This window comes from Arthrobacter sp. 210 2 (assembly GCF_059093025.1).
This window is the reverse complement of the sequence record NZ_JBNHIE010000004.1, coordinates 273,429-286,275: the sequence shown is the minus strand read 5'-3', so window position 1 is coordinate 286,275 and position 12,847 is coordinate 273,429. Positions and strand designations below refer to the sequence as shown.

Here is a 12,847-nt window from a genome sequence, read left to right as displayed (position 1 = left end):
GTATCGGAGGCTACGCCTTGGCGGCGACGCCCGGGCTCCCCGTCGCCATCCTGGCGAGCGGTTCAACGTAGCGGGCTGCCAGCGGTCCAACCACGGCCATGATCAGCACGTAGGCGGTGGCCAAGGCAGCCAGTTCCGCGGGAATGGCTCCGGAGGCCACGGCCAGCCCGGCGATAACGATGGAAAATTCCCCGCGCGCAATCAACGTAGCCCCGGCACGGAACTGGCCGGGACGTGCAATACTTGCCCGCTTCGCCGCCCAGATCCCGGTGGCCATCTTGGTCACGGCCGTGATGACGGCCAGCACCAGGGCCCACCCCAGTACGGGCGGGATGGATGTGGGGTCCGTATTGAGGCCGAACGCCACGAAGAAGATGGCCGCGAACAGGTCACGCAGCGGTTCAAGGATGCGCGTGGCGTTATGGGCGGTGGCTCCGGAAATGGCGATGCCCAGCATAAACGCGCCTACCGCCGCCGAAACCTGCATGGCTGACGCCACCCCGGCTATCAGCAGGGCGGCGCCGAGGACGTTCAGGAGGAAGACCTCGGAGTTCTCGCTGTGGACGGCCTTGGAGACGCTGTGGCCGTGGCGCAGGGCCACCATAAGCACCAGGCTTACCACCGCCAGCGCGATGCCCACCGTTGTGAGGCCGCCCAGGAAGCTGACGCCGGCAAGGATGGCCGTCAGGATGGGCAGGTAGACGGCCATGGCCAGGTCCTCGAACACCAGGATGGACAGCACCACGGGAGTTTCGCGGTTGCCCAGGCGGCCGAGGTCGGTGATGACTTTCGCAGCGATCCCCGACGACGAGATGTAGGTGACGCCGCCCAGCACCATGGCTCCCACCCCGCCCCAGCCCAGGTAGTACGCCAGGGCGGCGCCTGGCAGGAAGTTCAGGACGAGGTCGAGGACACCGCCCTGCCATGACCGCTTGAGGCCGGTAAACAGCTCCGCTGCCGTATATTCCAGCCCGAGCATAAGCAGCAGCAGGATGACGCCGATCTCGCCGGAAAGGTGTGCGAACTCGTGCATGCCTTCGAGCTTGACGATGCCCCCGGCACCGAAAGCGAGCCCGCCCAGGAGATAGAGCGGGATAGGCGACATTCCAATCCGTCCGGCCAGCCTGGCCAACAGGCCAAGGCAGAACACAACGGCCCCCAGTTCAATGAGGGTCAGGGCCAGCGGATCCATAGGATTTATCCGTGGCGCAGGATGTCGGCCGCCGAGTCGAGGCCTTCCTGGGTTCCGACTGCCACCAGCAGGTCACCCGTGTGAAGCACGACGTCGGGTCCCGGCGACGGGAGCACCTCGCCTTCACGCATGATGGCCACGATGGACACGCCGCACCGGGTGCGGATGCAGGCCTTGCCCATCGGCTGGTTCTGGAACGGGGAGTCGGGAGCGATGGAGAACTGCCGGGTGACGATCCCGGGAACATCCTTGTGCTCCTCCGTCAGCTTCATGGCCAGGTGCTGCCCTCCCAGAAGGTTGCCCAGGGTGGCTGCTTCGTCGCTGGTCAGCGGAATTGAAGCCTGGCAGGTATCGGGATCGTCCCAGGTGGAAACGATAAGTTCCGTCTGGCCCTCCCGCAGCTCCACCACGCCGATCCGGCGCCCGGATGCTGTCATGAAATCCTTCCGCCGGCCCAGGCCCGGAAGGTTGGTCTCATCCACGTTCATGAACCAAGCCTAGTCTCCCGGGACGCACTTGGCGCGGGAGTCATACCACCCGGGAATCATCCCAGGTGGTCAGCCTTCCGCACATGCCGTACCCCTCGCCGGGGCGGCGGCCGGCGGTGGCCACTGCCGCTCCGGCCAACGGCCGCGCCGAGCCGTCCGCCAGGTCCTCCAGCGCCTGCTCCGTTGCGTCAACCTGGCTGCGGACCGTTTCCGACCAGATCTTCTTCCAGCGCTCCACGCGCGGGCGTACCAGGACGGCGGCTGCACGGTGGAAAGCGGCAAGGGCATCAGGGCCCTCACGCAGGACGGATGTATGCAGCTCGGCGTATCCTTCCATGGCGAGGTCCCGGCGCCTGCGGGCGGCTGCGGCGACGACGGCCTCGTCAGCATCGCGTGGCAGTACCGCGTGCTGCGCGTACTTGTCCGGATCCGCCAGGATGGCCCGGGGAAACGTGAGGACAGCGTCCCCTGCCTCGGGCAGCCCGGCGTTGGACATGATCACGTTGAGGGTGAGCTGATGGGAATTGACCAGCCGGTGGACTGTCCCGGGGCTGAACCAAAGCAGTGAACCGGCGGCAAGCTCATGTTCCGCGGCTCCCGCCATGGAGATGGTGTGTACCTGGCCGGTGCCGCCGGTCACCACATAGGCCTCGGTGGAGACGGTGTGCAGGTGGGGTGACCCTCCGCACAGCCCGTCAGCGGCCTCCCAGTCATAGACCCGGAGGCCGCTGACCGCGGTCCCGCCCGGAAAGCCGGGTAAGCCGGGAACGCCTGCAGTGTTCACTGACCGTTCCGGCCCTGGGTGGCGGCCAGGAGTTCCCGTGCCGCAAGGGCCAGGGCTTCGGACCGCTGGGCGTCGGACTGCCCGTCGGCGATTACCACCCCGTACCGGTAGTGCAGGGTGGTGCCGGCCTCGAACAGGACTTCCTCGCTGAAAAACGGCGCCGGCCCCATGCAGGCGAACGGCTCCGACCGCGCAAACCATTCCGGCTCGGGGTGTTCACTGCCGGGGTCATCCACCATGACCAGGGTGGAGAAGCGGCAGGTCTCATCGTGCTGGCCAACGAAGGAAAGCCAGGGTGCCCGCTGGCCGCGGAGCTCCTCGCCGGTAGCGCCGCCCGGTCCGATGATGGACCCACCGGCAAAGGACCGCGGACCGCGCCAGAACAGGCCGCCGTAGCCGGCGTTCTCCCGTCCCTCCGTAGTGGGCGAGCCGATGTGGATGGGTTCCCCGGAGACGTTGGTCATGGCCGTGTCGAAAACCAGGGTGTAGCTGCTGTCAGTCTCCGGCACCACCTGGAAGGACCGCTCCTCCTCCACCACAAGGGAGCCCTGCTGCGTGACCCACTGCAGGGAATGGGCAAAACGGAACGTGCCGTCGTCGTCCGTTGCCTGGCCAAGCTCGCGGTGCCGCATGGCGCCGTTGTTCGGCAGCCACCGGTAGTCCTGCCCCCGCCGGTAGCTGGGCCCGCCCCAGAAATTGTCCGGGCCAAGGTGCGGCAGTGACCAGGCGATGCCCTTGTGCCACACATGGTCGTGCGGGCGGTAGGCGCTCACCAGGTCCCCCGTCCTGGTCCGGACGGGGTGGAAGTACGGCCGCGGGGACTCCTCCTGCGGGTCATTGGCAGCATAGATATAGGTCAGGACCTGGACGCCGTCGAGGGTGACGGTGACGGCTGCGCCGTCGTCCATCCAGCTGAACGGGCCGCCGGTGGTGGAGGTGCCTGTGGCGGGGGCGGTGCTGCTCATGCATTGCTCTTTTCGAGTTTCCAGGGTTCCAGCCGGCCGTCGGCACGGTCGAAGAACGGGTTTCCTTCAATGATGTCGCCGCGGCGCACCGTCTTGCCGGTGATGGCGGAGGCGTAGATGGCGGCGGCAAGCTCCATGGTGGGGTAGGCCTCGGCGAGGGTGACCGGCGGGACGGCTCCGGAGCCGATGGCCTCCACAATGTGCGAGTACTGGGCGGGGTGCCCGCTGGCGACGGCGGCGGAACCGTCTGCCCACAGGCCGGCAAGGTGCTCCTGTCCCGGCGCGGGGGTAAAACGCCAGTGGGAGTCGTCGTAGCCGTAGAGGTGCTCGAGCTCAACGGTGGCGTTCTCGTAGTCGAACCTTAGCTGTGACGTCTCCCGGGGGGAGATGACGGAGTTGATGACGGTGCTCAGGGCGCCGGATTCGAACCGCACGATGGCCGTGGACACATCCTCGGTTTCCGTGCGCCGGGCAAGCCGGCCCGCGAACGCGGTGACTTCCTGCCAGGGGCCCCACAGGTGGAGCAGCATGTCGAACTGGTGAATGCCGTGCCCCATGGTGGGCCCGCCGCCCTCAACATCCCAGAGGCCGCGCCACGGAACGTCAAAGTACTCCTGGTTGCGGAACCACAGCGTGTTGCAGAAGCCGGTGAGCGGGTTGCCGAGGACCCCCGATTCCTGCAGCACTGCCAGTTTGCGCGCGCCCGTGCCAAAGCGGTGCTGGAAGATGCAGCTGACGTGTTTGCCCGATGCCCGCTCCGCCGCCTGCAGTTCAACCATTTGCCGCAGCGACAACGCGGGCGGCTTTTCAAGCACCACGTTCAGGCCCAGGGCGAGTGCCTCCAGGGCAAGGGAAGCGTGCGACGACGGCGGCGTGCAAATTGCCACCACGTCCAGTGTTGCGTCGGCGACCGCAGCCAGGCTTGGCGCGGTCTGCGCGAAGCCGGTCTCTGCCGCAAAGGCGGCGGCCCTGTCAGGGTCGATGTCCACGGCAACCACCAGCTCTGCCCCGGCCAGCTTGAGGGCTTCAGCGTGGGCGTGGGCTATCCCGCCGGTACCGATGATTCCGGCCCGGGGGCGTGGAGAGGTCCGTTCCATGGGCAGTGCTCCTCGTCATTGAAAGCATTCAAAATATTATCACCCACAAGTATGTGATCGATAACAAAAGGAGTCAATGCTTCCGATAAGGAATCTGTTGCTTGTCCTGCTTTGCCGCCGACGGGTGGTTCCGTCCGGTCAGGCGGCCGGAACAACCGCGATGGACGCCTTCCCCGGAGACTTCACGGGCAGCAGGACAAGGAGCCCGGCGAGGAGGACCACCATGATGCCCAGGATTCCCCAGCGTTGCGCCTGGCCGGCTGCCACCATCGGCGTGGCCACCGCGATGCAGAGCGTGAACAGGGCCGGTGCCAGGAAGCTGACGGCCCGCCCGGTGGTGGCGTACAGGCCGAAGAGCTCGCCCGATTCGCCATGCGGGGCAAGCCGTGCCAGGTAAGCCCGCGAGGAGGACTGGGCGGGCCCCACGAACAGGCAGAGGAAGAGGCCGAACACCCAGAAGGTGGTGCTGCCGGCCCAGTCCATGCCGAAGAAGACGTAGTCGCCGTTGCCGAGGACCAGGATGACCGTGCCGGCAATCAGCAGGCCTACCAGGGAGCCGATGATCACTGCCTTGGGTCCCACCCGGTCATCCAGGAATCCGCCGATCATCGCGCCCACGGCCGCCACCACGTTTCCGAAGATGGCGAAGAAGATGACCTGTGACAGCTCAAAGCCGAAGGTACCGGCGGCGATGATTCCACCGAACGTGAAAACAGCCGCCAGCCCGTCGCGGAACACCGCACTGGCCAGCAGGAAGTAGATGGTGTGGGGGCTGGTGGCGTAGATGGCCTTGATCCGCCGGACCAGCAGTCCGTAGCTGGCCAGGAAGCCCAGCCGCGCCGCCTGGCCGGTCCTCGGCAGTTCGGGGACCGCAAACAGCACAGGCAGGGCGAAAATGAAGAACCACAGGGCCGAAAAGAGAGCAACCAGCCGGATATTCAGGCTGTCCTCGGTGGAGGCGCCGAACCATTCGAAGCTGGGCTGGACGAACAGCTGCAGGACCACCAGCAGCGCCACGATGCCGCCCAGGTATCCCGCGCCCCAACCGAACCCGCTGACCTTGCCGATGTTCCGGGGCGTGGAGATCTGGGCGAGCATGGCGTTGTAGTTGACGCCGGCGAATTCGAAAAAGACGTTTCCGAGGGCGATCAGGGATACCCCGAGGAGCAGGAATTCAGGGCGCGGAAACACAAAAAAGCACAGGGCTGTCAGGATGGCGACGGCAGCCGTGTTGATTCCCAGCCACAGCTTCCGCCGGCCGCCGGCGTCGGAGCGCTGCCCGGTGACGGGGGCCAGCACTGCGATGGCGAAGCCCGCCACGGCCAGGGCGCCGCCCAGGACCGCCGATGCCTGGTCCTCCCCGCCGAAGGCGCTGGACGTCAGGTAGACGGTGAACACGAACGTGGTCATCACGGCGTTGAAGGCCGCGGAGCCCCAGTCCCAGGAAGCCCAGGCCAGGATCCGGCCCTTGCTGGACGCGTGGTGCCCGGATTCAAGTTCCGAGGCCGGCTGCATGGCCCCGGGAGCGCTGGCGGTGTTCATACGATGCATCGTATCCGCCGGTGGCGAACATCCAGCGGACGCGGCCCCCGGGCCTCCGGGGGAGGACGGCGTCAGCGGCTGCCAAGCCGACGGAACAGGTATAAGGACTTGATAAACTGTCCACTCCCGAACCTTACTTTTGCCGCCTGCTCCAACTTTTGACAATCGAATCCCTGACGTTGCGGAGATACCAGTGATCACAGTCCTTGCCGTGCACTTTACGGTGGCTGTGCTGGCGCCCCTACTGTTCAGGACGTGGGGCCCCAATGCGTTTTACGCACTGGCAGCAGTGCCGGCCGCCTCCTTCGCCTGGCTCCTCTTCCAGCACGCCCCGGTCTACTCGGCTCAGGGGGCAGTTGCGGAGGTCATTCCCTGGATTCCCGGCCTCCACCTGGAGCTTGCCTTCCGCATGGATGCGCTGGCGTGGGTGATGTCCCTCCTGGTGCTGGGCGTCGGCTCCCTGGTGCTGGTCTACTGTGCACGGTACTTCAAGGCAGGCGACCAGGACCTGGGCGCCTTCGGGGCGCAGCTCCTGGCCTTCGCGGGTGCCATGTTCGGCCTGGTGGTGGCCGATGACCTCCTGCTCCTTTTCATCTTCTGGGAACTGACCACCATCCTGTCCTACCTGCTCATCGGCTACGCCCGGACCAGGCTGGCAGCCCGGCGCTCGGCGCTGCAGGCACTGATGGTCACCACCGCAGGCGGCCTGGCCATGCTCGTGGGCCTGATCATGCTGGGCCACGCCGCCGGAACCTACCGTATCTCCGCCATCCTTGAACAGGCACCCGCGCTGGTTGGCGGTGCATCCGGCACCATGGTGAGTGCCGCCGTCGTGCTCATCCTGGTTGGCGCGATCACCAAATCAGCGCTGGTCCCGTTCCACTTCTGGCTGCCGGGCGCCATGGCCGCGCCCACCCCGGTCAGCGCCTACCTGCACGCCGCCGCGATGGTCAAGGCCGGCATCTACCTGGTGGCCAGGCTGGCGCCGGGCTTTTCCGAGACCGCGTACTGGCAGCCTGTGGTCCTGGGCCTGGGGCTGGCCACCATGCTGGTTGGCGGCTACCGGGCGCTGCGGCAGACGGACATCAAACTCATCCTGGCGTACGGCACGGTGAGCCAGCTGGGCTTCCTCACCATGGTGGTGGGGCTGGGCACGCCTGACGCGGCGCTCGCCGGCCTCGCGATGCTCCTGGCGCACGGGCTGTTCAAAGCAACCCTGTTCCTGGTGGTGGGCATCATCGACCACCAGTCCGGAACGCGTGACGTCCGCAAGCTCTCCGGAGTCTTCCGCTCCTCCCGCGCCCTGGGCATTGTGGCCGGCATCGGTGCCGCATCCATGGCGGGGTTTCCGCTGCTTGCCGGCTTCGTCGCCAAGGAATCCGTGCTGGAAGCGTTTGTACACCATGCCGCGGATCCCGGCGCAGGGCCGTGGGGAACGGTCGTCCTGGCCGGCCTGGTCCTGGGGTCCGTCCTCACCTTCGCCTACAGCGCCCGCTTCATGTGGGGTGCCTTTGCCGCCAAGCCCGGCGTGGAGCCCACTCCGTTCAAGGCCATCAAGCCTTCCTTCCTCGCCGCGCCCGCCATCCTCAGCATCCTCACCATTGCCTACGGCGTGTGGCCCGTCCCCGTGGATGCCTGGATCCAGCCGTACGCGGCGCTGTTTGCCTCCACCGCGTCCGACGCCGGGACGCCGGCTGAACAGGCAGGGCACCTTGCGCTGTGGCACGGTTTCACGCCGGCGCTTGGCCTGACTGCCGTCACGTTCGCCCTGGGGCTTGCCATGTACTTTGGCCGGAACGCGGTGGCCCGGCTGCAGTCCCTGGTGCCGCCGTGGGTGGACGCCGACCGCGCCTACCAGCTGACCATCGGCGCGCTGGACGACGTCGCCGTCTGGGTTACCGGGCGTACCCAGCGCGGTTCGCTGTACTACTACCTGGCCGTCATCCTCAGCGTCGCCTTCGTGCTGCCCCTGGCGGTGATCCTGCTCGCCGGAAAGCCCCTGCCCGAGGGCATCTACCTGGTGGATCCGGGCTCCCCGCTCCAGCTTGTGGTGGGGGCCGGGATCGTGATCGGTGCCCTGGCCGCCGTGAAGGCAAACAAGCGCTTCCTGGCCGTCCTGATGGTCTCCGTCACCGGTTACGGCATCGCGCTGATGTTCGCCCTCCAGGGCGCCCCTGACCTCGCCCTGACCCAGATGCTGGTGGAAACCATCATCCTGGTGGCGTTCGTCCTGGCGATGCGGAGCCTGCCTGCCGAGCTCCGCGACCGCACCGGCGGCAAATACCGGGTGGTGCGCGTGATCATCGGCCTGGGATTCGGCGTCACCATGGTGTTCGCCGCGATCTTCGCCATGGGTGCACGGATCGCCACCCCCGTCTCGCTGGAGTTCCCGCTCCTGGCCTACGAGGGCGGCGGCGGATTGAACATCGTCAACGTGACGCTGGTGGACATCCGCGCCTGGGACACCTTCGGGGAAATTACCGTCCTTGCCCTGGCCGCCACCGGAGTGGCCAGCCTCATTTTTGTCCGCGGCCGCGGCGACCGGATCCGGACCTCCGCCAGCATCGCCGAGGGCACGGTGGGCCGGCACCACGGGGTGGACCCCGGTTCCCGCGACGGCGCCGCTTTGGCCATCAGCCGCAAGTTCGCAGCCTCTGCCCGTGACGCCTGGCTGGTTGCCGGCCGGACCCTGGCGCCGGAACGCCGCTCCATCATCTTCGAAGTGGTCACCCGGCTGGTTTTCCACTCCCTGGTGATCTTCTCCCTGTACCTCCTGCTGGCCGGGCACAACCTTCCGGGCGGAGGCTTCGCCGGCGGCCTGACGGCCGGCCTGGCCCTGACCATCCGCTACCTGGCCGGCGGCCGGTTCGAACTCCGCGAGGCCACACCGGTCAGCGCCGGCGCCCTGCTGGGCATCGGCCTGGCCGTCGCCGCAGCCTCCGGCGCGGTGCCCCTGCTCCTGGGTGGCCAGGTGTTCCAGACCGCCATCATCGAGTTCTGGCTGCCGGTGTTCGGGGACATCAAGTTCGTCACGTCCACCATCTTCGACATCGGCGTCTACATCGTGGTGGTTGGCCTGGTGCTGGACGTGCTGCGGAGCCTCGGCGCCGAGATTGATGAACACTTCGAGGAACGGTCCGCGGCACCCGCCGAAGACCAGGAGCCGGACGGCATTCCTGCAGAAACCACCGCAAAGGGCAAAGCATGAGCGTCAACCTGACCCTGCTGATCGTCATGGGGGCCCTGTACGCCTGCGGAATCTACCTGATCCTGGAACGCAGCCTGACGCGTGTCCTGTTGGGCCTGATGCTCCTGGCCAACGCCACCAACCTGCTGATCCTGGCAACGGGCGGCTATGCCGGCCTGGCTCCCCTGTACTCCAAGGACATCGCGGCAGGGGACTATAACGACCCACTGCCGCAGGCGCTGATCCTGACGTCAATCGTCATCTCCTTCGCGGTGACGGCCTTCATGCTCGGCATCATCTACCGCACTTGGGTGCTGGCCCGCCGCGACGAAATCCAGGATGACGTGGAAGACCTCCGCGTTGCCGAAACCCCCAGCTTCGATGCCGAGGACGATGCCGAGATTCCCGCCGAGACCTCCGAGTTCCCGCTCACCATGCTGGGCGGCAACGGACGCGACATCTCGGACCACCGGCCGTCCGGAGACGGGGGACCTGCCACGGCCACCCTCCTCGCGGGCGGCCGCGAAATGCTTGCCGAACATGCCGCCGCGGAAGAAAAGCCCGGCTCCCAAAACATCGCCCCCGGCCCGGAAGGAGGCGGAAAGTGAACATCGCAAGCTTTGCCCCGCTCGCCGTCGTACTTCCCATCCTGGGCGCTGCCCTGACCTTCCTGCTGATCCGGCATTCCCGGGCGCAGCGGGCGGTCAGCATCGGCCTGCTGTCCCTGACGCTGCTGCTCGAATGCCTCCTGCTGGCCCATGTGTGGACCGCCGGCACGGCGGCAGTGACCATCGGCGGGTGGTTGCCGCCGTGGGGCATCGTGATGGTGGTGGACCAGTTTTCCTCGCTGATGCTGGTGGTTTCGTCGGCGGTGAGCCTGGCCGTGCTGGTGTACGCCACAGGGCAGGGCATGGCCGACGGCGACCATGACGCACCGGTTTCGATCTTCCACCCCACCTACCTGATCCTGGTGGCCGGGGTGTCCAACGCGTTCCTCTCCGGCGACCTCTTCAACCTTTACGTGGGCTTCGAAATCCTGCTGACCGCAAGCTACGTGCTGATGACCCTGGGCGGAACAGGCCCGCGCATCCGCGCCGGCGTCACCTACGTGGTGGTCTCCGTGGTGTCCTCGGTGCTGTTCCTGATCTCCATCGCCATGGTGTACGGCGCAACCGGAACAGTGAACATGGCCGACCTTGCCATCAAGCTGGGCGAACTGGACCAGGGCACCAAAACCCTCCTGCACGTCATGCTGCTGGTCGCGTTCGGCATCAAGGCGGCCGTCTTCCCGCTGTCCTTCTGGCTCCCCGACTCCTATCCCACCGCGCCGGCCCCGGTCACCGCGGTGTTCGCCGGCCTGCTGACCAAGGTGGGCGTCTATGCCATGGTCCGCACGGAAACCCTGCTCTTCCCCGGCGACTCGCTGAACACACCATTGATGGTGGCGGCGCTGCTGACCATGGTGGTGGGAATCCTCGGTGCGCTGGCGCAGAGCGATATCAAGCGTCTTCTCTCTTTCACTTTGGTCAGCCATATCGGCTACATGGTGTTCGGGCTCGCGATGTCCTCCGTGGCGGGGCTGGGGGCTGCCGTGTTCTACGTGGCCCACCACATCACCATCCAGACCAGCCTCTTCCTTGTCACCGGGCTTATCGAACGCCGCGGCGGCAGCTCGTCGGTGGACCGGCTGGGCGGGCTGGCCAGACTCTCGCCCCTCCTGGCGATTCTGTTCTTCATCCCCGGCATGAACCTGGCCGGCATTCCTCCCTTCTCCGGATTCCTGGGCAAGGTGGGGCTGATGCAGGCCGGGATCGAGCTCGGGACGCCCTTGGCCTACGCCCTGGTCATCGGCGGAGTTCTCACCAGCCTGCTGACCCTGCTGGCAATCGCCAGGGTCTGGAACCGGGCGTTCTGGCGCCGGCCATCCGACGCCGAGCACCCGGACCCGGTGCTGCTGGCGGTTCCCGAAGAAGCGGACCGGGCAGAGGACGCGGTCCAGCGCGCCGGCAGCCGGACCGGCATCATGCTTGCTGCGCGCACCGGCGTCCAGCGGCTCGCCGGCGCCTCGCCGCGCGCCGGTGCGCCCCGTCCCGCCACACTCCTGCCCAGGACCATGGTGGGATCCACCCTGGGCCTTGTGGCGCTGGGCGTGGCACTCACCGTTTTCGCGGGGCCCCTGTTCGGACTGTCCGACCGCGCCGCCGCGGACATGCTGGACCGGTCCCCCTACATCCATGCCGTGATGGGTGAGGACACCGTTGTTCCGGCGGTCAGCACCAGGGGAGGAGGGCAATGAGCCGCCAACGAATTTCGCTGCGCCAGGAACTGCCGCTCCTGGTGTGGCTGGTGATCGTCTGGGGCGCCCTCTGGCAGGACTTCAGCCCCGGCAACCTGCTGTTCGGGGCGCTGCTGGCCATAGCAGTGGCCAGGCTGTTCTACCTCCCGCCCGTGGAGCTCAGCGGCCGCTTCAACATCCTGTACGCCATCCCGTTCGCCCTGGTGTTCCTGGCCAAGGTGGTGATCGCCAGTGCCCAGATCCTGTACCTGGCCATTGCCAGGGGACCCGCGGTGACCAATGCTGTGGTGGCGGTAACCCTGCGGAGCCACCAGGACCTGATGGTCACCGCCACCGGGCACGTCATTTCCCTGATTCCCGGGTCCCTGGTGGTGGAGGTGGACCGTTCCACGTCCACCCTGTACCTGCACGCCATCAACATCAGCTCCCCGCAGGACGTGGAAAACCTGCGCAATGAGGTGCGCTCCATCGAGGCCGGCCTGATCCGCATCATGGGCACTGCCGAAGAGCTGGAAGCCGTCCGATCGGAGGCAGCCGCATGATGCAGGCCGTCCTGGCCATCACGGCCGTGATCTTCTCGCTCGCCGCCGGCGGCGCAATCATCCGCATCGCCCGGGGCCCGTCACTGCTGGACCGGGTGCTCGCGGCGGACGTGCTGCTCGCGATCCTGGGCGGGGCGCTGTGCATCGACATGGCCGTGAACCGGCACCTCAACAACCTGATGCTGGTGGTGGCCATTTCGGTCATCGGCTTCATCGGGTCCGTGACGGTGGCCAGGTTCGTGGCAGACCGGAGGGAACAGCCCCATGAGCCCTAATGTTGCCAACCCTGATGTGTCCGGCGTGGACGGCTGGATCGACCTGGTATCCGCCGTCTTTATGGTGGTGGGTGCCCTCATGTCCCTGGGCGCAGCGATTGGCCTGCTGCGCTTCCCGGACCTGCTGAGCCGCATGCACGCCGCCACCAAGCCGCAGGTACTGGGCCTGTTCCTGCTGCTGGCATCGATCGGGCTGCAGATGCGCACCTGGTGGGTATGGCCGGTACTGCTGGTGGCGTGGATTTTCCAGCTCCTCACCGTGCCCGTCTCCGCGCACATGGTGGGCAGGGCCGGTTACCGCACCAAGCACCTCCACCGGGAGCTGCTGACCTCGGACGAGCTGGAAGCCGTCGTCTTGAAGGCAGCTGGCCAGAAGGCAGCCGTGCAAAAAGCCGCCGCCAAAGCCGCCCAGGAGGACGGTTCCGGCGACGGCTCAGCGCGCTAGGTGTATTCAGCCAGGGGCTGGATCAGCCGCCAAA

The 12,847-nt window shown here is 66.9% G+C and carries 12 protein-coding genes; 6 read left to right on the top strand and 6 right to left on the bottom strand.

Translation table 11 applies throughout. The features are described 5' to 3' along the window. Positions 1-10 precede the first annotated feature (10 nt). The 6 genes from AC5RWA_RS10885 to AC5RWA_RS10860 form a co-directional block, all read right to left on the bottom strand. The gene (locus AC5RWA_RS10885; RefSeq protein ID WP_494057598.1) at positions 11-1,192 is read right to left on the bottom strand and encodes a cation:proton antiporter; all 1,182 of its coding nucleotides are present in this window, start codon (positions 1,190-1,192) and stop codon (positions 11-13) included. A 5-nt stretch (positions 1,193-1,197) separates the two neighbouring features. Further along, entirely contained in the window at positions 1,198-1,680 is a 483-nt protein-coding gene (locus AC5RWA_RS10880; protein WP_079595405.1) for a cation:proton antiporter regulatory subunit, read from the bottom strand. Positions 1,681-1,720: 40 nt separating this feature from the next. Beyond that, positions 1,721-2,464, bottom strand: coding sequence for a cupin domain-containing protein (locus AC5RWA_RS10875; RefSeq protein ID WP_079595404.1), 744 nt, complete (start codon positions 2,462-2,464; stop codon positions 1,721-1,723). Further along, positions 2,461-3,429, bottom strand: coding sequence for a DUF6807 domain-containing protein (locus AC5RWA_RS10870; protein ID WP_494057597.1), 969 nt, complete (start codon positions 3,427-3,429; stop codon positions 2,461-2,463). The genes AC5RWA_RS10875 and AC5RWA_RS10870 overlap by 4 nt, the downstream gene beginning before the upstream one ends. Beyond that, positions 3,426-4,526, bottom strand: a complete 1,101-nt coding sequence (locus AC5RWA_RS10865; protein WP_494057596.1) for a Gfo/Idh/MocA family protein — start codon at positions 4,524-4,526, stop codon at positions 3,426-3,428. The genes AC5RWA_RS10870 and AC5RWA_RS10865 overlap by 4 nt, the downstream gene beginning before the upstream one ends. Positions 4,527-4,664: 138 nt before the next feature. Beyond that, complete coding sequence (locus AC5RWA_RS10860) at positions 4,665-5,936, bottom strand: MFS transporter (RefSeq protein WP_494057637.1); 1,272 nt, start codon at positions 5,934-5,936, stop codon at positions 4,665-4,667. 325 nt (positions 5,937-6,261) lie between these two features. On the opposite strand from AC5RWA_RS10860, the gene AC5RWA_RS10855 reads away from it, so the two are divergent. From AC5RWA_RS10855 to mnhG, 6 genes are read left to right on the top strand one after another with little or no spacing between them, the layout of a single operon-like run. Further along, the gene (locus tag AC5RWA_RS10855) at positions 6,262-9,276 is read left to right on the top strand and encodes a Na+/H+ antiporter subunit A (protein ID WP_494057595.1); all 3,015 of its coding nucleotides are present in this window, start codon (positions 6,262-6,264) and stop codon (positions 9,274-9,276) included. Continuing rightward, entirely contained in the window at positions 9,273-9,863 is a 591-nt protein-coding gene (locus tag AC5RWA_RS10850; RefSeq protein WP_494057594.1) for a Na(+)/H(+) antiporter subunit C, read from the top strand. Before AC5RWA_RS10855 ends, AC5RWA_RS10850 begins: the two co-directional genes overlap by 4 nt. Beyond that, positions 9,860-11,551 (top strand): Na+/H+ antiporter subunit D, encoded by a 1,692-nt coding sequence (locus AC5RWA_RS10845; protein WP_494057593.1) that lies wholly within the window; start codon positions 9,860-9,862, stop codon positions 11,549-11,551. Before AC5RWA_RS10850 ends, AC5RWA_RS10845 begins: the two co-directional genes overlap by 4 nt. Further along, positions 11,548-12,093, top strand: a complete 546-nt coding sequence (locus AC5RWA_RS10840; RefSeq protein ID WP_115523548.1) for a Na+/H+ antiporter subunit E — start codon at positions 11,548-11,550, stop codon at positions 12,091-12,093. Before AC5RWA_RS10845 ends, AC5RWA_RS10840 begins: the two co-directional genes overlap by 4 nt. Next, complete coding sequence (locus tag AC5RWA_RS10835; protein WP_079595396.1) at positions 12,090-12,368, top strand: MrpF/PhaF family protein; 279 nt, start codon at positions 12,090-12,092, stop codon at positions 12,366-12,368. Before AC5RWA_RS10840 ends, AC5RWA_RS10835 begins: the two co-directional genes overlap by 4 nt. Continuing rightward, a complete protein-coding gene (gene mnhG / locus AC5RWA_RS10830) occupies positions 12,358-12,813 on the top strand; it encodes a monovalent cation/H(+) antiporter subunit G (protein ID WP_494057592.1) in 456 nt (151 codons plus the stop codon). Before AC5RWA_RS10835 ends, mnhG begins: the two co-directional genes overlap by 11 nt. Positions 12,814-12,847: the final 34 nt, after the last annotated feature.